Source organism: Agrobacterium salinitolerans, assembly GCF_002008225.1.
In the GTDB taxonomy this organism is placed as follows: Bacteria; Pseudomonadota; Alphaproteobacteria; order Rhizobiales; family Rhizobiaceae; genus Agrobacterium; species Agrobacterium salinitolerans.
Window position 1 is genome coordinate 31586 of the sequence record NZ_MRDH01000018.1, and the last position, 26550, is coordinate 58135.

Annotated in this window: 25 protein-coding genes and 1 riboswitch; of the genes, 5 read left to right on the top strand and 20 right to left on the bottom strand. The window is 60.9% G+C overall.

Translation table 11 applies throughout. The features are described from left to right. Positions 1-46: 46 nt before the first annotated feature. Positions 47-1177, top strand: coding sequence for a cobalt-precorrin-5B (C(1))-methyltransferase (locus BS627_RS13030; protein WP_162520495.1), 1131 nt, complete (start codon positions 47-49; stop codon positions 1175-1177). Here the strand turns inward: BS627_RS13030 and cobM are convergent. Genes cobM through cbiE form a run of 3 tightly spaced genes read right to left on the bottom strand, consistent with a single transcriptional unit; the run spans position 1132 to position 3592 of the window. Further along, a complete protein-coding gene (gene cobM / locus BS627_RS13035) occupies positions 1132-1905 on the bottom strand; it encodes a precorrin-4 C(11)-methyltransferase (RefSeq protein WP_077983643.1) in 774 nt (257 codons plus the stop codon). The two genes, BS627_RS13030 and cobM, sit on opposite strands and share 46 nt — an antisense overlap. Beyond that, a complete protein-coding gene (locus BS627_RS13040) occupies positions 1905-2321 on the bottom strand; it encodes a cobalamin biosynthesis protein (RefSeq protein WP_162520514.1) in 417 nt (138 codons plus the stop codon). The genes cobM and BS627_RS13040 overlap by 1 nt, the downstream gene beginning before the upstream one ends. After that, positions 2315-3592 carry a precorrin-6y C5,15-methyltransferase (decarboxylating) subunit CbiE gene (gene cbiE, locus BS627_RS13045; protein ID WP_077983645.1) on the bottom strand — a complete coding sequence of 426 codons (1278 nt, stop codon included), beginning with the start codon at positions 3590-3592 and terminating at the stop codon, positions 2315-2317. The genes BS627_RS13040 and cbiE overlap by 7 nt, the downstream gene beginning before the upstream one ends. Between cbiE and BS627_RS13050 the strand changes: the two genes are divergently transcribed. Then, entirely contained in the window at positions 3591-4373 is a 783-nt protein-coding gene (locus BS627_RS13050) for a cobalt-precorrin-6A reductase (RefSeq protein WP_077983646.1), read from the top strand. The genes cbiE and BS627_RS13050 overlap by 2 nt on opposite strands. Here BS627_RS13050 and BS627_RS13055 read toward each other — a convergent pair. From BS627_RS13055 to BS627_RS13085, 7 genes are read right to left on the bottom strand one after another with little or no spacing between them, the layout of a single operon-like run. Further along, positions 4340-5101 carry a precorrin-3B C(17)-methyltransferase gene (locus BS627_RS13055; RefSeq protein ID WP_077983647.1) on the bottom strand — a complete coding sequence of 254 codons (762 nt, stop codon included), beginning with the start codon at positions 5099-5101 and terminating at the stop codon, positions 4340-4342. The genes BS627_RS13050 and BS627_RS13055 overlap by 34 nt on opposite strands. Then, positions 5098-5865: a precorrin-2 C(20)-methyltransferase gene (locus tag BS627_RS13060; RefSeq protein ID WP_077983648.1), complete on the bottom strand. Its 768-nt coding sequence runs from the start codon at positions 5863-5865 to the stop codon at positions 5098-5100. The genes BS627_RS13055 and BS627_RS13060 overlap by 4 nt, the downstream gene beginning before the upstream one ends. Then, on the bottom strand, positions 5862-6494 hold the full coding sequence (locus BS627_RS13065; protein WP_077983649.1) for a precorrin-8X methylmutase: 633 nt from the start codon (positions 6492-6494) through the stop codon (positions 5862-5864). Before BS627_RS13065 ends, BS627_RS13060 begins: the two co-directional genes overlap by 4 nt. Continuing rightward, positions 6494-7846, bottom strand: coding sequence for a precorrin-3B synthase (gene cobG / locus BS627_RS13070; protein WP_077983650.1), 1353 nt, complete (start codon positions 7844-7846; stop codon positions 6494-6496). The genes BS627_RS13065 and cobG overlap by 1 nt, the downstream gene beginning before the upstream one ends. Then, positions 7846-11196, bottom strand: coding sequence for a cobaltochelatase subunit CobN (cobN, locus tag BS627_RS13075; RefSeq protein ID WP_077983651.1), 3351 nt, complete (start codon positions 11194-11196; stop codon positions 7846-7848). Before cobN ends, cobG begins: the two co-directional genes overlap by 1 nt. A gap of 2 nt (positions 11197-11198) precedes the next feature. Beyond that, on the bottom strand, positions 11199-12236 hold the full coding sequence (gene cobW / locus BS627_RS13080) for a cobalamin biosynthesis protein CobW (protein ID WP_077983652.1): 1038 nt from the start codon (positions 12234-12236) through the stop codon (positions 11199-11201). Then, the gene (locus BS627_RS13085; RefSeq protein ID WP_165691247.1) at positions 12233-12658 is read right to left on the bottom strand and encodes a DUF1636 family protein; all 426 of its coding nucleotides are present in this window, start codon (positions 12656-12658) and stop codon (positions 12233-12235) included. The genes cobW and BS627_RS13085 overlap by 4 nt, the downstream gene beginning before the upstream one ends. 120 nt (positions 12659-12778) lie before the next feature. Next, a riboswitch (cobalamin riboswitch) is annotated at positions 12779-12993 on the bottom strand. A gap of 133 nt (positions 12994-13126) precedes the next feature. Between BS627_RS13085 and cobO the strand changes: the two genes are divergently transcribed. After that, entirely contained in the window at positions 13127-13744 is a 618-nt protein-coding gene (gene cobO, locus BS627_RS13090; protein ID WP_077983714.1) for a cob(I)yrinic acid a,c-diamide adenosyltransferase, read from the top strand. A gap of 1 nt (position 13745) precedes the next feature. Further along, positions 13746-15203 (top strand): cobyric acid synthase, encoded by a 1458-nt coding sequence (locus tag BS627_RS13095; protein WP_077983654.1) that lies wholly within the window; start codon positions 13746-13748, stop codon positions 15201-15203. On the opposite strand, the gene cbiB is transcribed toward BS627_RS13095, so the two are convergent. Further along, on the bottom strand, positions 15190-16155 hold the full coding sequence (gene cbiB / locus BS627_RS13100; RefSeq protein WP_077983655.1) for an adenosylcobinamide-phosphate synthase CbiB: 966 nt from the start codon (positions 16153-16155) through the stop codon (positions 15190-15192). The genes BS627_RS13095 and cbiB overlap by 14 nt on opposite strands. On the opposite strand from cbiB, the gene cobD reads away from it, so the two are divergent. Continuing rightward, positions 16154-17200, top strand: a complete 1047-nt coding sequence (gene cobD, locus BS627_RS13105; RefSeq protein ID WP_077983656.1) for a threonine-phosphate decarboxylase CobD — start codon at positions 16154-16156, stop codon at positions 17198-17200. The two genes, cbiB and cobD, sit on opposite strands and share 2 nt — an antisense overlap. On the opposite strand, the gene BS627_RS13110 is transcribed toward cobD, so the two are convergent. The 9 genes from BS627_RS13110 to BS627_RS13150 all read right to left on the bottom strand — a co-directional run bounded on the left by BS627_RS13110 (position 17182) and on the right by BS627_RS13150 (position 26500). Then, positions 17182-18459 (bottom strand): L-fuconate dehydratase, encoded by a 1278-nt coding sequence (locus BS627_RS13110; RefSeq protein WP_077983657.1) that lies wholly within the window; start codon positions 18457-18459, stop codon positions 17182-17184. The genes cobD and BS627_RS13110 overlap by 19 nt on opposite strands. Positions 18460-18495: 36 nt before the next feature. Beyond that, positions 18496-18825, bottom strand: coding sequence for an L-rhamnose mutarotase (locus BS627_RS13115; RefSeq protein WP_077983658.1), 330 nt, complete (start codon positions 18823-18825; stop codon positions 18496-18498). A gap of 11 nt (positions 18826-18836) precedes the next feature. Continuing rightward, positions 18837-19970: a mannitol dehydrogenase family protein gene (locus BS627_RS13120; RefSeq protein WP_077983659.1), complete on the bottom strand. Its 1134-nt coding sequence runs from the start codon at positions 19968-19970 to the stop codon at positions 18837-18839. Then, the gene (locus BS627_RS13125) at positions 19967-20977 is read right to left on the bottom strand and encodes a zinc-binding alcohol dehydrogenase family protein (RefSeq protein WP_077983660.1); all 1011 of its coding nucleotides are present in this window, start codon (positions 20975-20977) and stop codon (positions 19967-19969) included. Before BS627_RS13125 ends, BS627_RS13120 begins: the two co-directional genes overlap by 4 nt. A gap of 3 nt (positions 20978-20980) precedes the next feature. Further along, the gene (locus tag BS627_RS13130; RefSeq protein ID WP_077983715.1) at positions 20981-21802 is read right to left on the bottom strand and encodes an amidohydrolase family protein; all 822 of its coding nucleotides are present in this window, start codon (positions 21800-21802) and stop codon (positions 20981-20983) included. Positions 21803-21806: 4 nt separating this feature from the next. Further along, a complete protein-coding gene (locus BS627_RS13135; RefSeq protein ID WP_077983661.1) occupies positions 21807-22820 on the bottom strand; it encodes an aldo/keto reductase in 1014 nt (337 codons plus the stop codon). A gap of 65 nt (positions 22821-22885) precedes the next feature. Further along, positions 22886-23827, bottom strand: coding sequence for an ABC transporter substrate-binding protein (locus BS627_RS13140; protein ID WP_003520222.1), 942 nt, complete (start codon positions 23825-23827; stop codon positions 22886-22888). A 76-nt stretch (positions 23828-23903) separates the two neighbouring features. Continuing rightward, complete coding sequence (locus BS627_RS13145) at positions 23904-24926, bottom strand: ABC transporter permease (protein ID WP_077983716.1); 1023 nt, start codon at positions 24924-24926, stop codon at positions 23904-23906. Positions 24927-24934: 8 nt separating this feature from the next. Beyond that, positions 24935-26500, bottom strand: a complete 1566-nt coding sequence (locus tag BS627_RS13150; RefSeq protein WP_165691248.1) for a sugar ABC transporter ATP-binding protein — start codon at positions 26498-26500, stop codon at positions 24935-24937. Positions 26501-26550: the final 50 nt, after the last annotated feature.

The window sequence follows — 26550 nt, forward strand, 5'->3', positions numbered from 1 at the left end:
CTTTTTAACGATGACGGAAAAAGCCGTCCCGGCTATAGAAATTCATATGGATACGGATGGAAAGACCCTTCGCCGCGGCTGGACCACGGGCACCTGCGCGGCGGCCGCCACGAAGGCGGCCTGCGCTGCCCTTTTGACCGGCGAATTTCCTTACCCTGTCGAGGTCGAACTTCCAAGCGGCGCGAGGCCCGCATTTTCCCTCGCCATCGAGGAAAAGGGTGATAATTTCGCCCGCGCCGGTGTCGTCAAGGATGCGGGTGACGATCCCGACGTCACCCATGGCGCGCTGATCGAAAGCACGGTCAGACGAGGTCAACCGGGAAGCGGTATCATCTTCAAGGCTGGGAAGGGCGTGGGCACCATCACCCGGCCGGGCCTGCCCCTGCCGCCGGGAGAACCCGCCATCAATCCCGTGCCGCGCAAGATGATCGAAACGGCCATTCGCGAGGTGGCCGGAGAAAGTACCGATTTCGAGGTCGAAATTTCCGTCCGCGATGGCGAGAAACTGGCGGAAAAAACCCTGAACGGCAGGCTCGGCATCGTCGGCGGTATTTCTATCCTCGGCACCACCGGCATCGTCATTCCGTTTTCCTGCTCGGCGTGGATTCATTCGATCTGGCGCGGCATCGATGTGGCGCGCGCCACCGGCTGCACCCATGTGCTGGGCGCTACCGGCAACACCTCCGAAAAAGCCGGGCAGGCGCTTTACGATCTTCCGGAAACCGCGCTTATCGACATGGGCGATTTCATCGGCGGCATGCTGAAATACCTGCGCAGCCATCCGGTCGAGCGGGTGACGATCGCGGGCGGCGTCGCCAAGATGACTAAGCTCGCCCAGGGAATGCTCGACGTGCACTCCAAAAAGGGATTGGCCGATCTCGATGCGCTGGCGGCATTGGCGCGGGAAGCCGGAGGAAATGAAAATCTCGCCATTGCCATCCGTCAGGCCAACATGGTCGCGCACGCCTTTGAGCTGGCCGAAAGCGCCAAGATAGATCTCGGTGCGGTCGTTGCTGAAAAAGCCTGGGTAACCGCAGCGGCAGCGCTGAAGATGCCGGCCATTGCGCTCGATATTCTGGTGTTCGATCGTCAGGGCGCGCTCAAGGGGCGCACCGCCTCCACGCCGTCGCATCAGCCTTTCGCATCTTCCTTCGGAGACCGGAACCGCCGAACATAGTCGGTGCTATAAAGCGCGCTTTCACGAAAATCAGTCGAGGCAAGCCCACGTCCGACGAAGATCAGGGCCGTCCGCTCCACCGGTTCGGCTGCGAGCTTGTCCTCAATGTCGAACAGCGTTCCTCTGATAACCCGCTCATCCGGCCAGGACGCGCGAACGACGATGGCGACCGGGCAATCCGAACCGTAAAGCGGCGTCAGCTCTTCCACCACCTTGCCGATGGCATGAATGGCGAGATGGACGGCGAGCGTTGCGCCCGTCGCACCGAAAGCCTTCAGCGTCTCACCCTCCGGCATCTTCGATGCGCGCCCGGAAATGCGGGTCAGCACAAGGCTCTGCGCCACTTCCGGCACAGTCAGTTCCCGCTGCAAAGTGGCGGCGGCGGCGGCAAAGGACGGCACGCCCGGGGTGACGGTATAATCCAGACCCAGCCGCTCCAGACGGCGAATCTGCTCGCCCATGGCGCTCCAGACGGAAAGGTCGCCGGAATGCAGCCGCGCCACATCCTTTCCGGCCTCCGCTGCGGCCACAAATTCCGCCTCAATCTCATCCAATGAAAGCGCGGCCGTATCGACGATGCGGGCGCCCGGAGGACAATATTCAATGAGCGCTTTCGGAACCAGCGAGCCGGCATAAAGGCACACCGGGCAGGCGGCGACAAGATCGCGCCCGCGCACCGTAATGAGATCGGCGGCGCCCGGACCGGCGCCAATGAAATGAACCGTCATTATTGTTCTCCATGTTCGATGGCGCTGCTGCTTTTCTGCGGGGCGTCGTCAGTCGTTGCGATGGCCACCGTGACATCGTCAACCACAAGACGCGGCGCAACCAGCCTTGCATTCTCTCCGGCGGCGGCAAGCGCCGCCGCTTCGCTCACACTTGGCGAGCCGGCATGATCAAGGCTCGCCTGTGAAAATGTCATTGTTTTCGAAGCAACCGCCTCGAGCCGTTCCTGCGATACGATTTCAAGCGACAGCGACAGGCTTTTCGCCGCTTCCAAAAGACCGGCTTCACCGGCTTTGAGCGGCGCGGTCGCCAGGCATTCCGCCGTCACGTCAAAAGCACGTTCTGCGGCACGCACGGCGGCAATGACAGCAGCGGGACCCGTGCCTCTGCGACAACCTATGCCAGCCACGGTCACCATGGCTTGGTCCAGCTCCATTGCGTCACCGGCATTGCCGGACGCCAGCCCGACATGGAACCGACAGCCGCCACCCGCGACACATCCAGACGGATCATCGATCCGCCGTGCCGCGCATGGGCGGCAAGCAGAATGGCCTCCATTTCCAGCGTCACCGCATTGGCGACCAGCCGCCCGCCGGGTTTCAGGGCCTCCATAGCCCCCTCAAGCACACCGTCTTCACTGCCGCCGCCGCCAATGAAAATCGCATCCGGCTTGGCCAAGCCTTCGAAAGCCGCAGGGGCCGCGCCGATCATGACCTCAAGCGCCGGAACACCGAAAGCTTCGGCATTGCGAGCTATACGCTCCGCCCTTTCCGGGTGTTGTTCTATGGCGATGGCGCGGAGCGAGTGGTGCGACAGCATCCACTCTATGCCGATCGAACCCGAACCGGCACCGACATCCCACAGCAACTCGCCCCGCCGTGGGCCAAGAGAGGAAAGTGTCACGGCGCGGATTTCACGTTTGGTGATCTGCCCGTCATGTTCGAACAGGCTGTCATCAAGCCCACATGTGAAAGGCAGAACGCGGGCGCCATCGGCCGCGACGACGTCAATCCCCACCACATTCAGCGGGTCGATGTCTTCAAACGAGAAATCGGCCGCCCTGACCTGCCGCCGCCTCTCCCGCTCTCCGCCCAGGGCTTCGAGCAAAATGAATTCCGACTGGCCTAAACCGAGATCAGACAGCAAATTTGCAATCAAAGCCGGCGCATGCGCGTCAGACGTCAGGGCGATGATGCGCGCACCCCCATGGAGATGCGGGCGCAGAAGATCGACGGAACGGCCATGCAACGAAACGCACTCGGTTGATTGCAGCGCCCAGCCAAGCCGCGAGGCGGCAAGCGAAAAGGCGGAGGGCGAGGGATGACAAACTGTCTCGTCCGCCTCGATTTGCCGCAAAAGCGTGACGCCGACGCCGTAAAAAAACGGATCGCCTGACGCCAGCACACAAACGCGCCTGCCACGCAGCGCCACGACATCGCTCATCTCGGTGTCAAAGGGCACCGGCCAGCGCTGGGCGTCACCGCGAATGGCCGCGGCCGCCAACTCCAGATGGCGTTTGCCGCCAAAAACCACTTCGGCCGCTTCAATTGCCTCAATTGCCTTGCTGCCCAGCCCTTGCAGCCCGTCCTCACCTATGCCGACGATGGAGAGCCACGGCTTTTCTTTCTTTTCGGTGGAAGCCTCATTTTTTGTGGAAGCCTGGCCCGTTCCGGAATATTCAGACGTCATGACACGCTCCATACTCATCCTTGGCGGCACGGCGGATGCCCGGATACTGGCGGGCAGGCTGGCGCAGGAATCCTGCGACCGTATTCTCCTCTCCATGGCCGGCAGGACGCTCTCGCCGGTGGAACAGCCAGTGCCGATGCGCAGTGGCGGCTTCGGTGGAGCTAGCGGTCTTGCGGATTTCATTCGCACCGGGGATTTCGATATTCTCGTAGACGCCACCCATCCCTATGCGGCGAAAATTTCCGCCAATGCCATTGAGGCGGCGCGGCTCGCCAGAGTTCCGCTGGTCGTCCTTTCGCGTCCTGCCTGGCAGCGCCAGCCGATTGACAGGTGGCATGATGTCGACACTGTCGAACAGGCTGTCGCCGCGCTCGGCAGCGAAGGCAGACGCGTGTTTCTGGCTTTGGGACGGCAGGAGCTTCTTCCTTTCGAAACCGCGCCCCAGCACAACTATCTCATCCGCAGCGTCGACCCGGTGGAGCCGCCACTGAAACTGCCGCATGCGCGCTATATTACCGCGCGCGGCCCCTTTGCGCTGGACGACGAAATCCGCATGCTGGACGAAAACCGCATCGAGACGGTGGTCTCGAAAAACTCCGGTGGCAGCGCGAGCTATGGTAAGATCGAAGCGGCGGGACGGCTCGGCCTTCCGGTCATCATGATCGACCGGCCGCGACAGCAAAACGACGCGCCCCTGAATGACGTGACGGTGCCGGACATTGCCGCTGCGCTCACCGCCATTCGCCATCAGCTCTCTCTTCTCGAAAAACGCGGCGAATAAACCAGCGGTTCCTTACCGGAACGTTCAATCAGACGGGTTTCAACCGAGCCGACGATGATGCAGGTAGCCATATCCGCCATATCGCTCGAAGCTTCCGAAAGAGGCACAACCCGGATACGCTCATCCGTCCGGCCTGCCGCGCGACCGAAGATCACCGGCACCGAACCGGGCAAATGCGCCCGCAACAGATCAAAAGCGGTCCCGAGCTGGTGCGGCCGTGCCCTGCTGACGGGATTATAGAACGCCATTACAAAGCCTGCTTCGGCCGCCGCGATCAGCCGTTTTTCAATGATGCCCCAGGGTTTCAGATTATCCGATAGCGAAATGGCGCAGAAATCATGGCCAAGCGGCGCGCCGGCTCTCGCAGCGACCGCCAGCATGGCTGTCACACCCGGCACGAGGGAGAAATCGATATCGCGCCATTCGGCGGGGCCGCTTTCGATCGCCTCGCAAACTGCCGCCGCCATGGCGAAAACGCCGGGATCGCCGCCGGACACCACGCACACCTTGCCGCCGGAAGCTGCAAGCCGCAGAGCCTGCTCGGCGCGGGAAATCTCCTCGCGATTGTCCGAAGCGTGGCGACGCTGGTCCGGCCGAAGCGACAGCCGGTCAATGTAAGGGAAATAACCGAAAAAATCGTCCGAAGCTTCAACGGCAGCGAGCGCTTCCGGCGTTATCTGGGCCTGACTGCCCGGGCCAAGACCGACGACGACGAGCCTGCCCGTCATGACTTTTCACCAGCCAAGGGTCTTGTTTTCCAGCCAGGAACCAGAACCAGCGAAAAATATGGAGCAGGCGACGCATCGCGATCGACAAGCCGCACCGCATGGCTGTTGGCCATGGTGCCGCGCTCGACATAAAGCGCGTCTTCAAGCTTGCCAGCCTTTTGCAGCGCCCGGCGGATTTTCGGCAGGTTGCGCCCGACCTTCATGATGACCGCCCCATCCGTTCCGGAAAGGCGGTCCGTCAAAACATCTTCTCCAAGTGTACCGGGAAGCACGCTTAAAATATCGTCGCCTTGCACCAGCGGCAGGCCAGCCATGGACCAGCATCCCGACATGGCGGTGATGCCAGCCACGACCTCGGCGGGATAAGACGGCGCCAACCGCAGATGCAGGTGCATATAGGAGCCATAAAACAGCGGATCGCCTTCGGAGAGCACGGCAACATTTCGCCCAGCCTCGAGATGCACGGCAATATCCTTCGCCGACTGATCGAAAAAAACCGCGATGGCATCTTTGTATTCATCGCCGTTTTTGTCGCTTTCGACGGTTACCGGGTAAACCAGCGGCATTTCCAGCGTGCCCGGACGAATGAAGGCTTCGACAATACCGCGACCGTTGCCGCTGCTTCCCTTCTTGCAGAAGAAGGCGAGAACATCGGCACTTTCGATGGCACGCACGGCTTTCAGCGTCAAAAGCTCCGGATCGCCGGGACCGGTGCCGACGCCAACAAGCTTGCCCTTAGGATGTTCAAGGAGTGCCGCGCTCAAAGGCCCGCCCTCGCAACCGCGTTGATCGCAGCGGCGGTCATGGCCGAGCCGCCGAGACGCCCCTTGACGATGGCGTAGGGAATAGCGAGCGAACTTGCCTCCAGGGCGTCTTTCGATTCCGCCGCACCCACAAAGCCAACGGGCATGCCAATGATGGCCGCCGGGCGGGCATCGCCTTTTTCCAGTATTTCGAGGAGATAGAACAAGGCGGTTGGTGCATTGCCGATCGCGACAAGCGCGCCATCCAGCTTGTCCGCCCACAGATCAAGGGCGGCGGCGGACCGCGTGTTGCCTATCCGTTTCGCAATATCGGGCGTGCGAGCATCGCGAAGGGTGCAGATAACCTCATTGCCGGCCGGAAGGCGCGCGCGCGTCACGCCATGCGCCACCATCTCAGCATCGCAGAGGACAGGCTTGCCAGCGAGGAGGGCGGAACGCGCAGCGCCAACGAAATCGGGCGAAAAGCGGAAGTGGCTTGCCGCCTCCACCTGGCCACAGGCATGGATCATACGAATGGCGATATCTGCCTGTTCATCGCTGAAGGCGGACAGATCCGCTTCTTCACGGATGATGGCGAAGGAGCGTTCATAGATCGCATTGCCATCGCGAATATAGTCATAGTCGGTCATCAGTCATCCTGTCGAAGCGCCGCGCCGATTACTCCCGTGCCCAGACGGACAAGAAAGGTGGCAGCGTTTTCTCCGGGCTTATGTTCTTTTTCGTAAAGACGGGCAAGCCGCGAAAGCGCCGTCCTGCGATGCTGAAAAGGTAAAATGCCATTGGGCGCGTCGCCGGCGCGGCCCGAAATAGAAAATGCCAGGCCTTCAGCAGTGCCGGAAAACGTCAGAAGCGCCGGTCCTGGATGGGCACATCCCTTGCCACAGCCGGAAATATGAAGCGTGAAAGATCCATCCAGCAGGGAAGGGCATTCTTCAGCCGCAAAGGCGGCCAACTCATGGGTGGCAAAGAAGGCCGACCCACAACGTGGCGCGCCCGAGCACACGGCAACGGAAGAGCGCGCGTCCCCGAAAGCAGTGATAACACCCGTCTCACCCGCCACCGCAAGCAAATCGCGGCAGACCGTAGAAGGACCGAAAAATAGCAAGCTATGATTTGGCGATGGCCGCAACGTTTCGATACCGAGCGCATCGGCCTGCTCGCAGAGCTTCGCCAGATCGGAAGCCGGGAGTTGCCCGAAAGCAGGGGCGATGCCGACAGCAAAGCGATCCTCTCCCGTCGTCATCAGCCCCAATGGCAGAGACGTGTCCGTAAGTTCATCGGCAATCTCTCCAGCCAGCAGACGATCTCCGCAGATCGACCTCGTCGCTGCAACATCCAGATCGCGGCCGCGGGCAAGCGGTCCTTGAGCAGCCAGATGGACGAGCAGAGAGACAACTATATCCGGCGCCGCGTGCGTCTCGATCAACCCTGCCCTCAGCGCCTTCGGCTGCGGCCCGCCAAGCATCAATTGCCAAAGGGTTCTGCCACCCAGAGACGCCGCCTTCAGGCGAATATCGGCCAGCAAACCATCCAGAGACAGGCGACCGCCACCATCAATGACGACCGACATCTTGGCGGCGAGTTTTTCATGAAGTCGAAGCCTGCCGGCTTCTCGCCGAATTGCTGCGGCAAGCGGGCGGGCATCGGCAATTTCCGTATCATCCCGACCGGCGAGAGGCGAGGTCTCTATCGCAAGTCCGTGACGAAGCGGCAGGTCCAGCGCCAGTACCTCCTTCTCCAGCGCAATCGCACTGTCGGGCGTCAGACCGCGAAACTGCACCCCGCCGCGGGCGGTGATGTCTATCAATCCGTTGCCATGCCGCTCAGCAAGATGGCAAAGCGCCACCATCTCGCGCGGCGATATATCAGCCTCAAAAGCAATTCGCGACAAAAACCCGTCGCCTGTCCGCATGGGGGCGGAAAGGGCGGGGCAGACGCCACGGCGGCCAAACGGCTGAACGGTATCAACGGCAGCGACCATCACGCCTTTCTCCTTTCGGAAAACGGCAGGATCAGCATTTCCAGTTCGGCATCAACCGCGTTGCGGCGGCTATGCCACAACCCGCGACGGCGCGCGGATAAAAAGCGTTCGGCCATCACCCGCGCCGCTGTCGGGTTTTCCCGCAGAAGAAAGTCGCGCACGGCCTCGTCGCCCAAATAGGCGTCGTAGAGGCATTCGATCAGAGATGAGGACACGACATGCGTCGTCTCCGCAAATCCGATCAGGCGGTCAACGGTTTCAAGCAGTTCCGCGGCACCACGCGGCCCATGCCGCATCTGGCCGGCGATGAAGCGCGGGTTGACGGCGCGTGCCCGCACCACACGCGTCAGCGCCTGCGAGATCGTCCGCGCACGCGGGCGGGCCGGATCGGTCGTATCCAAGGCAACGATATCGGCAATATCCCCGAGCGCAGCCTTCGCAGCGGAAAAACCGCCAATGAAGGCGACATCAGACGAACCGTCGAGCAAATCCCGACCGGGATCATCGCCGGTATGAACGAGAAGATCGGCCCGGCGCACAAGTTCGGTAAAGCCGGCATCCTCAACGATGTCGAGTCCATCGGCGCCGCCAAAAGCATGGTTTGCAGCCTCGAGATATGCCCGCCCCAGCTCCTCGCGTTCCTCCCAGGTACCGCCCGCCAGCTTTTCCTCGATACCCGCGCCATAGGTGCCGGGCGCAGAACCGAAGATGCGCGCCGGGATATGCCCGAGCGCTGCGGCCTCCTCCGCAAGCGGATTGTCGCCCGGCGCTTCATCCCTGCGCGCGACGGCTTTGGTGGCGGCGTCGAGAAGCGCGATCAGCGCCGGAAACATGTCGCGGAACAGCCCGGAGATGCGGAACGTCACATCAACACGCGGTCGCCCGAGGCTGGCGGGCGGCAAAACCTCGATACCGGTGACACGACCGGTAGCGGGGTCATGCATCGGTCTTGTCCCCATCAGATGCAGCGCCTGCGCCACATCCTCACCGCCATTGCGCAGGCTGGCGCTGCCCCAGAGATCGAAGACCAGGTGCTTCGGCCAGTCGCCATGGCTCTGTAGATGATGGCGCAATACTTCTTCAGCTGCCATTTTGCCGAGTTCAAATGCCGTCGGCGTCGGCATGGTACGGGGATCGGCGGCATAAAGGTTGCGACCAGTGGGCAGCACATCGAGCCGCCCGCGCGCAGGTGCGCCGGACGGGCCGGGAACGATATGCAGGCCATTGAGCGCGGCAATCAGGGCGGCTTTTTCCGATTTGGCGCTTTCAAGCCTCAGAAGGTCGGTCTCACCCTCGGCACTGCGGCCAAAAACATGCTGGCCGTCCTTGATCGCAAAATCCTTGAGGTCGCAGAGAAAAGCATCGATGCGCGACAGCGCCGCATCTGGATCATCTTTCTCCACCACGCCCGCTTCCGCCGCAAGCCCGGTCTCCAGCGCCTTTTCAACTATCAGTTTCGCCAGTCGGTCACGCCGGCGGCGATCCAGCCCATCCGCCTGCGCATATTCATCGACCAGTTGCTCCAGCGCCGACTGCTCCGGCGAAAGCCCGGCATTCACGAGTACTGGCGGAACATGGCCGATGGTCACGGCCGCGATGCGCCGCTTGGCGACCGCCGCCTCGCCCGGATTGGAAACGATGAACGGATAGACCACCGGCAGTGAGCCGGTGACAATTTCGGGAAAACAATTGCAGGAAAGCGCTACCGTCTTTCCGGGCAGCCATTCCAGCGTTCCATGCGCGCCCACATGCACGATGGCATGCGCACCCGCAATCCGCTGCATCCATGCGCCGAAGGCAACAAGCGCGTGACGTGGCGGCAGGGCGGGGTCGTGGTAGTCCACCCGACGATCCTCATTGCGGCCCCGGTCCGGCGCGAGCGCCACGAACACTTCGCCGAAACGTGCGGCGCGGAACCGGAACGCGCCATCGACGAATGCGTCGTCATCGATTGCCGCGCCCCATGTCGCGTTCACGGATGCGGCAGATGCCGACGGCAAGGCGGAAAAAAAAACCTCGTAGGTGGAAAGATCAATTGCCGCTTCCTGTTGTTCGACGCAGTCGAGCAACGCCCGTGCAGTCTCAGGAATATCCTCGACCGTATAGCCAGCCCCGGCGAGATCCTGCATCATTTCGAGAACGCTTTGCGGCACATCGAGACCGACGGCATAACCGGTTCGCCCGGGCGCCGCACCGGGATAGTCCGGCATCAGAATAACGATTCGCCGATCCCTTGGAGCGGCATTCCGCAGCCGCAGGAAAGCGGCGATGCGATTTGCCGTCTGCTCGATGCGATCAGCCTCGGGTACATTGAGCAAACTCGCGCCGCCATCCACACGCGCCTGTTTGAATGAGATCGCACCGACGAGAATCCGGCCATCCAGCTCCGGCAGGACAACATGCATGGCGAGATCGGAAGGATTGAGACCGCGCGCATTTTCCGCCCATCCGTCCCTCCGCGTCGTCGCCATCACCACCTGAAACACCGGAACGCCCATCCGGTCAAACAAGGTTGCCCCGTCATCATCCGTCTGACTGGCGAAGGCGGTGGCGGCAATGATGGCGGCGGGCTTCAGATCGGGCAGCGCCGTTTCGAGGAAACGGATCGCCTCGCCATCCTTCAGACCACTGACAAAAATCGGCAATGGCGCAAAGCCGCGCTGCGAGAGCGCCTTAAAAAGCGCGTCCACCGGTGCGGCATCTGCCGCCAGAAGCATGGAGCGGTAAAACAGAATGGGCAGAACGGGCACACCTTCGGGAAAACCCGCGCAGGCTTCCGCCCTATCCACAACGCCCCTGCCGGGCCGGTAGAAACCGGCTTTTGGTAGCGGCTCGGCTTCGATATCCGGCCATGCCTCGGCCCTTGCAAGAGCGGCGAGACCAAGGGCAAGCCGATCCATATTCTCTTGCCCACCCTCACGGAAGAAGGAGAGGACCGAGGCCAAAATCCGCCGATCGACGGTCGAGGCCGCTTCCAGTTTCTCGTCCCTTTCGCTGCACTCACCCGGCAAAAGCAGAAGCTTGATGCCACGCCCGTGCGCAAGAATGGAAAGCTGATCGACGCCGTAACGCCAGCGTTCCGCGCCGCCGAGAATCCGGATAAGAATAACCTTGGCATGTTCCGCCGTCTTTTCGACCCAGAGATCGACCGACATGGGATGCCGAAGCTCGGAGAGGTTGGCGGCTGACAGGGAGGGGAGCGCCCCCCCTGTTCGCCGCCAGGCCTGTTCCAGCCCGGCAAGATCGCTTGCCGAAAAAGACAGTATCACCACATCAGACCGGGGCTGGTTGAGATCAACCGGCTCGATCAGATCGTCCAGAGACGAGGATGTGGTAGCGAGGATGTGCATCGTCAGGCGGCCAGCATCTGTTCGATCTTTTCGCGGTTGATGCCCTTTTCGCCGATGACGACGAGGCGGCTGCGGCGTTCCTCACCCGCAGCCCAGGGCCGGTCGTAATAATGGTTGACTCGGCTGCCGACAGCCTGCACCTGCAGGCGCATCGGCTTTGCGGCAATTTCGATGAAGCCCTTGATGCGCAGGACATTTTCGGCAGCGGCCGTCTTGGCGATACGGGCCGCCAGCGCTTCCGGATCGGTAACAGTCGGCAGATCGATGACGAAGCTGTCGAAATCGTCATGCTCGTGGTCGAGTTCGCCATCATGGTGGGTGCGGCGGTTTTCGATATCCTCTTCCACCGCAAGGCCAAGACCGATCAGCACGGCGGGGTCGATGGCGCCATTGGAGGCCACAACGATCTTTGCCGCCTTCGGCAGATGTTCGAGAACATGCGCCTTGGCCTTGTCCAGACCGGCATCATCCAGCAGATCGGCCTTGGTCAGCACGATAAGATCGGCACAAGCGACCTGATCCTCGAAAACCTCTTCGACCGGGTCATCGTGATCGAGCGCCTCGTCATTTGCCCGTTGGGTGGCGAGCGCTTCCATGTCGTGCGCCACCTGACCTTCGGCAAGGGCGGCGCCATCCACTACGGCTACGACGGCGTCCACCGTCACACGGCTCTTGATCGCCGGCCATTGGAAGGCCTGCACCAAGGGCTTCGGCAGGGCAAGGCCCGAGGTCTCGATGAGGATATGCTCCACCTTCGGCTGGCGGCTCAGAATCTGTTCGATGGCGGGCTGGAAATCATCCGCCACCGTGCAGCAGATGCAGCCATTAGCCAGTTCGACGATGTTTTCTTCCGGGCAGCTTTCAATACCGCAACCTTTGAGAATCTCGCCATCGATGCCAATATCGCCGAATTCGTTGACGATGATCGCCAGCCGCTTGCCGTCCAGCTTTTCGAGAAGACCGCGCAGCAGCGTGGTTTTGCCGGCCCCCAGAAAGCCGGTAACGATGGTGCAGGGAACGCGGTCCAGAAGGGTGCTCATGATCTCTCCTCGGTAAAATCGAATGGGGGAATGCGCGCCACCATGCCGCGCTTTAAAGGTTCGGGGCGGCCGCGCCAGGGCATCAGGCCATCGGGGGCGGCCGCCAGCAGCCGCGCACCGGTCAGCAAATCTTCCGCATCACCGGTCGTCAGCCCGCCAAAGACATAGGACCAGCCATTGGCGCTGCGCAGCGCGGCGCTAAGCCCGCGCTTGCAATTGGCAAGGCAGTTGACGGAACGAACGGTGACACCGGTTTCCTGCGCCTTTGCGATGACGGCATCGGCGAGACGTGAACCGGGGCGCGGTTCGGCATTGGGATCGGTTTCATCGCGGCAGCTTCTGCAAACGAAGACGGTCACGCCGGACGCTGTTTCGTTCTGCGTGTTTCCGCCTGCACATGAAGATGTCGCTGAAATATCCAAACCGTATCGTTTCCCGCGCCTTACAAAAAATCTCGGGGGTGCGGATGCCGAATACGGCATGCGGACAGACGCAAGCCGGGTGTTCGATCTAACCGACTGACCGGAGCACCCCGCCCGGCAGACGTTTTTCCTGAAACGGCAGGTCTCCTGGCTCGCGGCTTTACATCCTGACACCGCCTTCCCGAACCCGTTAAGGCGTCCAGTGGCTTTACGGTGCGGGCTTACCGCTTACAGTTGCGGGGGCAGCCACGGAATGACCCGGTAATCGGGTTGGAACCGTGTTCCCTCTTAGCTTTTCCCGTTGCCGGGAAAAGACCGTCAGTCCGTTACCCTTAGGCTGAACGGGCGTGGGGGTCAATGCCGCGACCCTGTGGCCCGCACATTGCCGGGTGCGGCAAATTGGGTATAGTCGCCGCTCCGAATGGCGGGGCACCGGGTCCCACGCCGCTGGATGAAAAGGAAAACGCGATGACACGCGACATCAGCGACAGCGAAGCCGAACGTCACCGGCAGAAAATGGTCAACCGCAAAACGGTGCAGGACGCCGAGGTTGCGGAAAAGACCATCGAAAAAGGTCTGCTGATGATCAATACCGGCCCGGGCAAGGGCAAATCCACCGCCGCTTTCGGCCTTGCCCTGCGCATGCTGGGCACTGGGCGGCGGGTCGGCGTGGTGCAATTCATCAAGGGTGCATGGTCAACGGGAGAACAGCAGGCGCTGAATTTGTTCGGCGACAGGGTGGTGTGGCGCACCATGGGCGAAGGGTTCACCTGGGACACGCAGGATTTGAAGCGCGACGTTGCGGCGGCGGCAAAGGCCTGGGAAGAAGCCAAGGTCCTGATGGCCGACGAGACCGTCAGCCTGCTGATCCTCGATGAGCTGAACATCGCGCTCCGTTACGATTACCTGCCACTGGAGGAGGTGGTCGAAACGCTATCCAGCCGAAGGCCCGATCTGCACGTCATCGTTACCGGCCGCAACGCCAAGCAACCGCTCATCGACGCGGCCGATATGGTGACGGAAATGACCCTCGTGAAACATCACTTCAAGGCCGGCGTAAAAGCGCAGGCGGGGATAGAATTCTGACATGGCTGCACGCGTGCTGATGTTTCAGGGAACCGGCTCGGATGTCGGTAAATCGCTGATGGTGGCCGGCCTTGCCCGTGCCTTCACCCGGCGCGGCCTGTCCGTCATGCCGTTCAAGCCGCAGAACATGTCAAACAATGCGGCCGTGACCGCCGATGGCGGCGAGATCGGCCGCGCACAGGCGCTGCAGGCACGGGCGGCGGGCGTGCCGCTTTCCGTGCACATGAACCCGGTGCTCCTGAAGCCGCAGAGCGAGACCGGCGCACAGGTGGTGGTGCAGGGCAAGATCGCCGGCAATGCCAGGGCGGCCGACTATCAGCACATGAAAGCCGGGCTGATGCCGCGCGTGCTCGAAAGCTTCAACCGCCTGAAACAACAGGCCGATCTGGTGCTGGTGGAAGGCGCGGGCAGCGCCTCCGAAATCAACCTGCGTACCAATGACATCGCCAATATGGGTTTTGCCAGAGCTGCGGATGCGCCTGTGGTCCTGATCGGCGATATCGACCGGGGCGGCGTCATCGCCAGCCTCGTCGGCACCAAAGCCGTGCTCGAAGCTGAAGACGCGGCGATGATCGAAGGTTTCATCGTCAATCGCTTTCGCGGTGATCCGGCCCTGTTTTCAGACGGCATGCGGATAATTGCGGAACAGACCGGCTGGGCCTCTATCGGGCTTCTGCCACATTTCTCAGATGCCGCCAAACTGCCGGCGGAAGATGCGCTGGGGCTCTCCGGCCCGGCCCAACAGAAGCTTGGCGCAAAGATCCGCATCGCCGTGCCGATCCTGCCGCATATTTCCAATTTCGACGATCTCGATCCGCTGGATATGGAACCGGATGTCGAACTGATCCGCGTGCGGCCGGGCGAAACCATTCCGGCCGATTGCCGGCTGGTGCTGCTTTGCGGATCGAAAGCCACCATCGCCGATCTTGCCGTACTGAAAGATGCGGGCCTAGACATCGATATAAAGGCGCATGTGCGGCGCGGCGGCTACGTTCTCGGCCTGTGCGGCGGATACCAGATGCTCGGAAAAACCGTTGCCGACCCTGACGGCATCGAGGGATCGCCCGCAACTGTCGATGGGCTCGGTCTGCTTGATGTCGACACGGTTTTGACGGGCGACAAGCGACTCGTTTCCGTTCAAGGCGTGAGCTTTGATGGTATTGGTTTATCCGGCTACGAAATGCATGTCGGGGAAACCACGGGAGCAGCGGGCAATCTGGCGTTTTCGACGATCGACGGGCATAGCGATGGAAGCATTTCACCCGACGGTCGCGTCTTCGGCACCTATATTCACGGCCTCTTCGCGGATAACAGCCAGCGGAGCGCGTGGCTGGAACGTCTCGGCGGGCAGGGCACGGAGCTGAACTATGATGAGCAGGTGCATACGGTTCTCGACCGTCTCGCTGCACATATGGAACAGCACCTCGATCTCGACCGTCTGCTTGCTATAGCGCGATAAGGATCGCCAGAAGTCCGAACAGGCCGATCAATAGCAGGTCGGCAATCCGCACGAGCCGCAGCGCCCTGCGAATATCGCCGGCAACCAGCGCCGCCCTGCCACCTTCACCCATGAAACGCGCCTCGATCATCTGACCGCCATAGGAGCGCGGCCCTGCGAGCGCAAAGCCGAGAGCACCGGCCAACGCCGCCTCCGGCCAGCCAGCGTTGGGAGAACGGTGATGATGGGCATCGCGACGTATCGCAGCCATAGCCCTGCCGGGTGATGCGCCCTTAACAAAAAACGCGGCAACCACGAAAAGACCGCCGCTCAACCGTGAGGCCGGCAGATTGACCAGATCGTCCAGCCGGGCGGAGGCCCAGCCGAAGGCCTCATGGCGGGGTGAGCGATGGCCGATCATGCTGTCAGCCGTATTGATCGCCTTGTAAGCCGCGCCGCCCGGCAGGCCCAGGATGCCGAGCCAGAAGGCGGGAGCGACGATGCCGTCGGAAAAATTCTCGGCCAGACTTTCAACCGCCGCCCGGCAGATCGCCGCTTCGTCCAGCTTTTGAGGATCGCGCCCGACGATCATCGATACCGCCTCGCGGCCGCCTTCCACACCCTCACGCTCCAGAGCAATGGCGACAGCCTCCACATGCTGCTCAAGACTTTTCTGCGCCGGAAGCGAAGCTCCCAGCACAGCAACCAGTAAAATGCCGAAGGGCAGAAAAAGCAGGGTGGATTGCGCAAGCCATGCAACAAGCAGCGTCAGCCCGACGAAAACGAGGAGAGCCGCGACACCGGCTCCCTTGCGCTGTGAAAATGACGCACTCTCCCGGTTCCATTTTTTGTCCAGCAGCGCGATAAGCGAACCGATCCAGGTGACGGGATGGCCGATGCGTTTGAACAGCCATTCCGGATAGCCGGTCAGGCGTTCGATCACGAGCGACAGGAAAGCGAGAGCAAAAAACATGGGCGAAACAGTACCAGAAAAGGCGAAAGCTGCGATCCGTCACGGTGGCAATCTCGGCAGGGCGCGTCTGCTGTTTCCTGAAGCGCCTGAACCGTGGATCGACCTTTCGACTGGGATCAATCCGCACTCCTACCCGCATTCGCCGATCCCCGCCAGCGCATTCGCCCGCCTGCCGGAACCGGACGCCGCCGAAGAATTGAAAAGTCTGGCGGCAACGCATTTCAATGCGCCTTCCGCCCGGCATGTAGCGCTTTCCCCCGGCACGCAGATGCTGATGCCATTACTGGCTCAGATCGCTATCGCCCGCGGGGCAAAAAGCGGCGCCGTCCTTTCCCCCGCCTATGCGGAACATGCCCGAACCGCACGCATGGCCGGACTGGCTGTGACCGAGGCGGAAAACATCAGCGCGATGTCGGCTCATGACTATGGCGTCGTGGTCAATCCCAATAATCCCGATGGCCGCATCACGGATCGCACCGCCTTGTTGTCGCTGGCCGCCGCCATGCGCCGCAAGGGTGGGCTGCTCGTCGTGGACGAAGCCTTCATCGAGACAGGAGGTGCCGAAAGCCTCGCAAATGCCGCCTGTCAAGATGCACTGGTGATCCTGCGCTCTTTCGGTAAATTTTACGGCATGGCAGGCGTTCGGCTGGGTTTCGCTATTGCGCAGCCCGATATCGCTGCTGAACTGGAGGCAAGGCTCGGCCCCTGGGCGGTTTCCGGCCCGGCGCTGCATATCGCGACGCAGGCTCTGGCGGACGGGGAATGGCAATCGTCCATGCGTCTGCACCTTGCCGAAGACGCTCGGCGCATGAACGCTATGCTGGAAAAAGCGGGGCTGGCAATTGCCGGCGGCACGTCGCTGTTTACTCTGGTGCGGGATCCCCGCACCACAAACCTGTCCAGCCATCTTGGCCGACACGGCATTCTGGTCCGCATTTTTGATGAGAGGCCGAACGACATGCGTTTCGGCCTTCCCGGTAGCGAAACGGAGTGGCAGCGCTTTGAGGAGGCGCTGTCATCCTTTGACTATTCCTCGAAGGTGTAGGTCTCAATCGACTCCGGCTTCATTTCGATGGAGAAGCCCGGCAATTTCGGCGGCATGTAAGCGGCGTTTCTGATATCGCAGGGTTCGATGAAATGCTCGTGCAGATGGTCGACATATTCGATCACGCGGCCTTCCTTCGTGCCAGATACCACGAGATAGTCGATCATCGACAGATGCTGCACATATTCGCAGAGGCCGACGCCACCGGCATGCGGCCAGACCGGCAGATTGTATTTGGCGGCGATCAGCAGCACCGCCAGCACCTCGTTCAGACCGCCCATGCGGCAGCTGTCGATCTGCACCACATCGATGGCGCCCTCGGCGATGAACTGCTTGAACATGATACGGTTCTGACACATTTCACCCGTCGCCACCTTCACCGGGCCGATGGCGGCGCGGATCTTGCGATGGCCGGCGACATCGTCCGGGCTCGTCGGCTCCTCGATAAAGAATGGCTTGGCGAAAGCGAGCTTCTTCACCCAGTCGATTGCCTGATCCACTTCCCATACCTGGTTGGCGTCGATCATCAGATAGCGGTCAGGACCGATCACCTCACGGGCAATGGTGAGACGGCGGATGTCGTCTTCCAGATCGCGACCGACCTTCATCTTCACATGGTTGAATCCGGCATCGATGGCTTCCTGGCAAAGACGGCGCAGCTTGGCGTCGTCATAACCGAGCCAGCCGGCCGAGGTCGTGTAGCAGGCGTAACCTTCGCTCTTCAGCGTCTCGATACGTCCGTTCTTGCCGCTTTCGGCTTTTTTGAGGATCGCAAGCGCCTCGTCACGGGTCAGCACATCGGTCAGATAACGATAGTCGACGATATCGGCGATTTCTTCCGGGCTCATATCGGCAACGAGCTGCCAGACCGGCTTGCCCGCCTTCTTGGCCAGCAGATCCCACACGGCATTGACGACGGCGCCGGTGGCGAGATGCATCGCACCCTTGTCCGGCCCAATCCAGCGCAGCTGGCTATCGCTGGTCAGATGCCGCCAATATTTGCCAGGGTTCTCGGTGACGGTGGCAAGATCGGTGCCAACCACCAGATGACGCATCGCTTCGATGGCCATGCAGCAGATGTCATTGCCGCGGCCGATGGTGAAGGTCAGCCCGTGGCCTTTAAGACCCGGCTCATCGGTATCGAGAATGACATAAGCCGCCGAATAATCCGGGTCGGGGTTCATCGCGTCCGAGCCGTCGAGACTTTGGGACGTCGGAAAACGCAGGTCGAAAACACGCAGATCAGTAATTTTGGTCATGGCCGTTCACTCGCGGTCAGTGTCAAAGGAAATCGTTCAGTCGAGGTGGAAGGTTTCTTCCATCATCGCCCACCACTCGCCTTCCTTGCGGCTTTCGAGCGGTTGCTGACAGGGAATGGTGAAAGACCACCACTCCTGGTTCTTCGGGCTTGCAGCCATCTTCGCCATGTCGGCGCTGATATCGCTGCCGTGATATTCCCAATAGCCGAAGAGCAGATTTTCCGGCTCGCGCAGGAAGATCGTATAATTGCGGATATTGCAGTCGCTGATGAGCGCCAGAATTTCAGGCCAGACGGCGGCATGCAGCCTTTTATATTCCGCGATCATTTCCGGTTTGACGCCTATGACCATGCCCATGCGCTGCATGAAAAACTCCGTTATTGCTTGATGGTGGCGAGCGCCGCGCGCAACTTCGACTGTGGCAGTCTCAATCCCAGCCGTTCCGCTGCGGCAACGACCGGAGCGAAGCGGCGGCGCTTCTTTTCATCGTGGTTGCCGGCGATATCGGAGAGCCGATGCGCGAGAAAGGGATTGCGCAAACGCTCCCGCAGCACGCCAATATAGGCCTGCGCATCATCCCCCATGCCTTCAGCGGCAAAGACCGGCAGAACCTCGTCCCGCCAAAGCGTCTCCAGATCCGCAACAAGAGCACCGTCGGCCATTGCCTGACGCACCGTCTCGTCCTTCGCACGCGCATCCTGCAACCAGCGTTCCGCCAGATAGGAGTGGCCGAGATTGAGCAGGAAAAGCTTCAGCTTTTCATAGTGGTTGAGATCGTCCGTCAGCACCACGGCAGGGTGCGTGCAGGGAAGGACAAGCCCGTCCTGCTTCTCTATAGCCCATAGCGCATAGGGTTCCGCCACCGCACCCACCGGGTCGATAGGCTCGGAGACGATGCGATCCACCAGACTATTGGCGAAACGGCACTTCTCATTCAGATAAAAGGCAAAACCCGCCGGCAATTGCCACTCATCGGCAAGCCGGCGAATGACCTGTTTCAGCTTTTCGCCATTGCGCGGCAAGAGTTCGCAGGGGAAGATGGACACAGGTGCTTCCGGATTGCGCTGAAAACGCTCCAGCAGCAACATGCAGAGTTTCGCCGGAAAGCTTTTCGGTACGACCGTGAAATCGCCAGCAAGCCCGGCATTATCCGCCGAATCCAGCTCATAACCGCGATCGCCCGTATTGGACAGAATAACCTCGGTCTCGCAGGCAAGGCGGCGCACTTCGGCCCAGTCGGTCGCAGCCGTCAATGCCCGCGCGACAGCCCCGCCCCGAATTTCCTCATCCACTTCCTGCCCATCGCGGATGCCGCAAATACGCACGGGGTAGGGCGCCCCGCCGTTCAGCGCTGTAACACGCTTCAGGCTCTCCGCGTTGCCGGTCGTCTGTACAATCGCGATGCGCCCCAGAGCCTCGCCCTTGTCCAGCGCCTGCGAAACAAAGAGATCCGCATGCGCCAGAAGAAAGCGGCTGGTGCCGAATTGCAGGATGGGCGTATCGGGCGTCATGCGACCTCCACCATGCCCTTGATAACTCCGGCCTTCGGATCGGTCAGGCCGGCGAATCGTGAGGGCACATCGGCAAGCGTCATGCGATGGGTGATCAGTGCTTCCGGTACCTTGCCCTCCCGCAGCGCCTGCAGGACGCGCTCGAAATCCTCAGGCGTGGCATTGCGACTGCCGAGCAGCGTCGTTTCCCGCTTGTGGAACTCCGGATCGTTAAAGCTGATATCGCTGGCGACGATGGAGACCAGCACATAGGAACCGCCATGGCCGACAAAGGAAAAGCCGCGTTCCATGGCTTTCGGATTGCCGGTCGCATCGAAGACCGCATCGAAAAAATCGCCGCCGGTGATGTTGGAGAGGCAATCCCTGTCGCCCTCGCCGAGCGCCACCGTGTGTGCGACCCCGAGATGCTCTCTGCAGAAATCCAGCCGGTCGGTGCGGCCGTCGATCATCGTTACTTCGCCGCCATCGAGAACGGCGAAAACCGCAACCGCCATGCCAATCGGGCCGGCGCCGACGATCAGAACCTTCTGCCCCTTCTCGACTGCGCCACGGCGCACCGCATGCGCACCGATAGCCAGAAATTCGGTCATCGCCGCCTGATCGAGACTCAACCCCTCCGCCTTCAGCACGAATTGCTGTGGCACGCTCAGATATTCGACCATGCCGCCATCGCGATGAACGCCCAGCACACCGATATTGCGGCAGCAATTGCTCTTGCCCTTCAGGCAGGCGCTACATTCGCCGCACGAGATATAGGGAATGACGGTGACCACATCGCCGGCGGACAGATGGCTGCCTTGCGGCGCTTCTTCCACCGTGCCGGAAAGCTCATGACCCATAATGCGTGGATAGGAAAGATAAGGCTGGTTGCCGGTGAAGATGTGCAGGTCCGTGCCGCAAACCCCGATGCGGCGAATACGCACCAGCACTTCACCTTCGCCACGCACTGGTTTCGGCAGTTCCTTGGAGACGAGTTGACCTGGGGTTTCGCAGAAAATCGCCAGCATGCATCACCTGTGGGAAAGGGAATAAAAACGAATGGCGTTACCGCCGAAAACTGCCGCATGGTCTTCTGTCGGCACGATATCTCGGCAGAAATCCAGCCATGCCTGATAATCGCCCGCCAGCCGCAACACCGGCCAGTCACTGCCAAAAATCACGCGGTTGCCGCCAAAGAGTTCCAGAATGGTCTCGGCATAAGGCCGTACCGCTTCCGGCCGCTGCTCACCGCGCTCGGTCAGCAGACCGGAGAGTTTGCAATGGACATTCGGGAGAGCCGCCAGAGCGGCCATATCCTTGCGCCAGTCGCTGTAGTGACCGGTAGCAATCAGCGGCTTCGCGCCATGGTCGATGACGACAGGCAATTGCGGGTGGCGGCGGGCAAAGGCGAGTAGATGCGGCAGATTGGGGGGCAGGACCAGCGCATCGAACGCCAGACCATGTTTTAACAGCGCCGCCACGGCGGGATCGAGTGCCGGATCATCGATCCAGACGACATCCTCCATGCCCTGCAACATCGGGCGGACACCCTTGAACGCCGGATGTTTTGCCCGACGGGCGATTTCACTCGCTGCATCGGCGGATTTCATGTCCACCCAGCCGACCACACCCTTGATGAAATCGTTCTTTTCCGCCAGGTCCAGCATGAAATCCGTGTCGGCCGCCGTCTCCATCGTCTGGACCAGCACGGTGCCGGAAACGGCGGCAGCGGCCAGCAAAGGCGAGAGGTCGGCAGGGAGGAAATCCCGGTAGATGGCGGCGAGCGACGGCGGCGGCCATTGCCCGGCGCGATCTTTCATCAGCCAGAAATGCTGGTGGGCATCGATGAGCATTACCTCAGGCCTTTCCGCCCGGCACCGGCGCACCTTCGGCAATCAGGCCGCGCTTGTGCAACTCCGACCAGAATTCATCCGGGATAGACTGTTCGAACCATTCGATATTGGAGGCGAGCTGCTGCGCATTGCGCGCACCCGAAACGACCGTGACCGACGCCGGATGGGCAAGCGGAAACTGCAGCGCGGCCGCCTGCAACGATACGCCGAGTTCCTCGCAAACACCCTGCAACGCATCGACACGCGTGAGAATATCGGCAGGCGCGTCGGCATAATTGAATTTGCGGTTGCCGGCCAAAATGCCGGAATTGAATGCACCGGCAACAACGATGGCGACACCGCTTTCAGCGCAACGGTTCATGAAAGCAAGGCTCTGCTGCTCCAGCAGCGTATAGCGGCCGGCGAGCATGGCGACGTCGATATCGAAGACATCCATGGCGTCGCTGACGATTTCCCACTCATTGACGCCGAGGCCGACGGCCCCCGTCGATCCTTCCTCGCGCAGCTTGCCAAGCACCCGGAAGCCACCGCCGGTGGTCAGCTGCTCCCAGTAATGCTGGTGCTTTTCGCCGTGGGTGAAGGAGCCGATATCATGCACATAAAGAATATCCGGCTTCAGAACACCGAGCCGCTGCTGGCTGGCCTCAAAGGAGCGCAGGATACCGTCATAGGAATAATCATAGACCGGGCGGAAGGGCAGCGGTGCAATATAGGCGTCTTCCTCCGGACCGACGGTCTCGTCCGGCACCATCACACGGCCAACCTTGGTGCTCAGCGTGTATTCGTTCCGGTCATGCTCCGTCACCATGGTGCCGAGGCGGCGCTCCGACCGCGTATAGCCGTAAAACGGCGCGGTATCGAAATAACGCATGCCGCTTTCCCATGCCTTGTCGAACGCACCCTTGGACTCTTCATAGGGCGTGACGCGGTAGAGATTACCCATCTGGGCGCAACCGAGGCCCATGACGGTGACGTCGACGGCGCGGCGCGGCAATTTACGTGTATCGGAGACTTTCATCGCAGGGACTTTCCAGCTTGTCTTTAGAAAGACGCGCCGCCGCAAAGCGGCGCGTCATCACGCAATCAATAAAGAACGTTCTTGGCTTCGGGCTTTTCGATATTATCCTTGGTGACAACAACGACGCCGGTATCGACGAACTTTTCGACCTTTTCCTTGCCGATGAGCTTGGAAATGGTCTCTACGCCCTTTTCACCCATCTGATAGGAACCCTGAACCACGATACCGGCCAGTGTGCCATCCTTGACGAAGCCCTGAAGGTCCTGGTTGCCGTCGAAGCCGATGGCGACGACCTTGCCGGCCTTGCCGCTCTGGGCGAGCGCGCGACCGACGCCGATTGCCGTCGGCTCATTGGCGCCAAAAATGCCCTTGAGGTCGGAATTGGCGGCCAGAACGTCGGTCGTCTGGTTCAGCGCGGTCGCCATCTGCGACTGCGAATAGAACGGGCCGACAATCTTCAGGTTGGAATTCATCTGGATGTAATCGGTGAAACCGCCGACACGGCCGATTTCCGAACCGGCACCGGCGACATAGGACATGACGGCGATCTTGCCTTCCTTGCCCACCTTGTCGATCAACGCCTGCGCTGCCAGTTCGCCGGCTTTCTTGTTATCGGTCGCCAGAAACGACTGGTAATATTGCTCCGAGCCCTTTGCGAGCTGCGAGTCGATCAGAACCACCGGAATACGGGCTTCCCAGGCCTTCTTGACGGCAGGCACCAGCGCGTCCGGATCGGAAGGTGCCAGAACAATGCCAGCGACCTTACGGTTGATGGCGTTTTCAACCATGTTGACCTGGTCGGCAATGGCGGACTCGGCGGCCGGACCCTGGAAGGTCATGGTGTTGCCGGAAGAGTTCTTCATCGCCGCGTCAGCACCCTTTTGGACGTTCTGCCAGAAGGTGGAGTTGACGGTTTTGACGATGACGGCGATTTCACCGGCCTGCACGGTGGAAACGCTCCACAGCGCAATTGCGGATGTCAGAAGGGCAGTCGCAATTTTCTTCATTTCTTCCTCCGTGATGTCGGCATACCGGGCCTCCCCTTGCCGATCTTTTTTGCGGAAAGGGTCCGCAGGCCCTTGATCAGCGGCGGTTGCGCAACTGGTCGATCCAGACGGTGACCAGAATGACGAGGCCGATGATGATCTGTTGTGTGAAGGCAGAGACGCCATTCATGTTGAGACCGTTGCGCAGGATGCCGATGACGAAAGCGCCGATGGCCGTACCGGAAATCGTTCCCACGCCGCCGATCAGCGATGTGCCGCCGATGACGGCGCTGGCAATGGCGTCCAGCTCATACATCACACCCTCGTTCGGCTGGGCGGTGACGAGGCGAGACATCAGCACGCAGCCCGTCAACCCGGCGAGCGTGCCGGACAGGATGTAGGTGAAATTGGTGACGCGGGCGACATTGACGCCGGAAAGGCGCGCGGCTTCGGCGTTGGAACCGACAGCGTAAATGTGACGGCCGAGGATTGAGCGGTTGAGCATGAAGGAAACCGCAAGCGCAATCACCACCATCAGGATGACGGGGTAGGGGATGCCGGGAAACACCACATTCGGAAAGCCGTCGTCACCGATAGTGACGATGCGGAAGAGGGCGCCATTACCAAGTTCGCCGAAAGATTCGCCTAGGCCGGAGACAGCGCGCGCACCGGTGATCTGCAGCGCTACGCCACGAGCGATCAACATCATGCCTAGGGTGGCGATGAAGGGCGGCAGCTTGAAACGGGTGACCAGAAGACCGTTAATGAAGCCGCAGAGCGATCCCGTCAGAATGCCGAGCAACATGCCGACCGGCACCGGCATACCGAGTTCCTTCACCGCAAGAGCGGCGACGACACCGGCGAGCGCCAGCACCGAACCAACCGAAAGATCGATACCACCGGTGATGATGACGCAGGTAGCCCCGATGCCGAGCAGCGCGATGGACGTGACCTGCAAGGCAATCGTCATGCCGTTATTGACGGTGAAGAAGGCGCTGCTGGTGGCGGAGAACACCGCGACGAGGGCGAACAGGCTGCCGAGCGCGGCAAACTTCTGGATGATGTCCTTCTGGCGATCGCTGACAGCGAAGCCCTTTTTGGGTTCTGCAATATTGGCCATGTCGTTCCTCACTGCGCGGCCCGGCCGTAACCGGACGCATACCGCATGATTTCTTCCTGATTGGTCTTGGCGGTTTCGAGCACGCCCGTAATTCGACCCTGATGGAAAACGGCGATACGATCCGTCAGCCCCAGAATTTCCGGCAGTTCCGAACTGATGAGAATGACGCCGATACCCTGCGCGGCGAGCTCGTCCATGATCTTGTAGATCGCGAATTTCGCGCCGACATCGATGCCGCGTGTCGGCTCGTCGAAGAACAGCACGCGCGACTGCCGGAACAACCATTTGCCGATAATGATTTTCTGCTGATTGCCGCCGGAAAGCAGTCGCACCGTCTGCCCGATGGAGGGAGTACGGATATTCAGGAGATCGACGTAGCGCTTTGCTACATCGTCATGCCTCTTGAAGTCGATGAGCCCGAAACGGTTGGAAACCTCGCCGAGATTGGCAAGCGTCGTATTGGCCGCCACTGACATCTTGATGGCGAGGCCATCGCTTTTGCGATCTTCCGAGAGATAGGCGATGCCTTCTTCGATGGCGTCCTGCGGTGAGCCGATCGAAAGCTCGCGCCCGTTGAAAACGATCCTGCCCGCATCGAGCGGATCAGCGCCGAAGACAGCCCGGGCGACTTCGGTGCGGCCGGCACCCATCAACCCGGCAAAACCGAGGATTTCACCACGGCGCAGCGAAAAACCGACGTCGTGGAACACGTCGCTGCGCGTCAGGCCCTCGACGGAAAAAATAACGTCTTCCGTGGGGCGCGATGTCCGCTCGGGGAATTTGTCTTCCAGCGAACGCCCCACCATGCGCGTGACAATGTCATCAACGGTGATCGAGGCAAAATCGTCGGTTGAAATATAACGTCCGTCGCGCAGAACCGTCACACGATCGACGATTTCGGCCATTTCATCGAGACGATGGGAAATATAAACGATCCCGACACCGGATGCCTTGAGATCGCGGATGACCTTGAACAGGAGCCGGGTCTCCTGCTCGGTCAGCGAAGAGGTCGGCTCATCCATGATGAGCACTTCAGCGTCAAGAGAAAGCGCCTTGGCGATTTCCACCATCTGACACTGAGCGACCGAAAGGCCGCGGACAATCTGGTCCGGATCGATATCCACACCCAGCCGGTCGAGACAACGCTTGGCATCGAGACGCAGCTTCTTGCGGTCGACGAGGAAACCACGACGTGGTTCGCGCGCAAGATAGATGTTTTCAGCGACGGAAAGATGCGGAACGAGGTTGAGTTCCTGGTGGATGATGGCGATGCCGGCGGCTTCGGATTCCAGCGGCGATGCATATTGCACCTTCGCACCTTTATGAAGGATGGTGCCGTCGCTCGGCTGATAGACGCCGCTGACGATCTTCATCAGCGTCGATTTTCCCGCGCCATTTTCGCCGCAGACGGCATGCACCTCGCCTGCGCGCAGATCGAAATGCACGTTCGAAAGTGCTTTGACGCCGGGAAATTCCTTGCTGATATTATCGAGGCGCAGGAGCACCGCGCGCTGTCCGTGCGCCATCCGTTCAGACGAAAAATCGCCCCGAATTGTCGATGCGCCTTGCGACATCTGGAAACCTCCCACCCGTATCCCCGCTCCACCGGGTCATGAACAGGCCA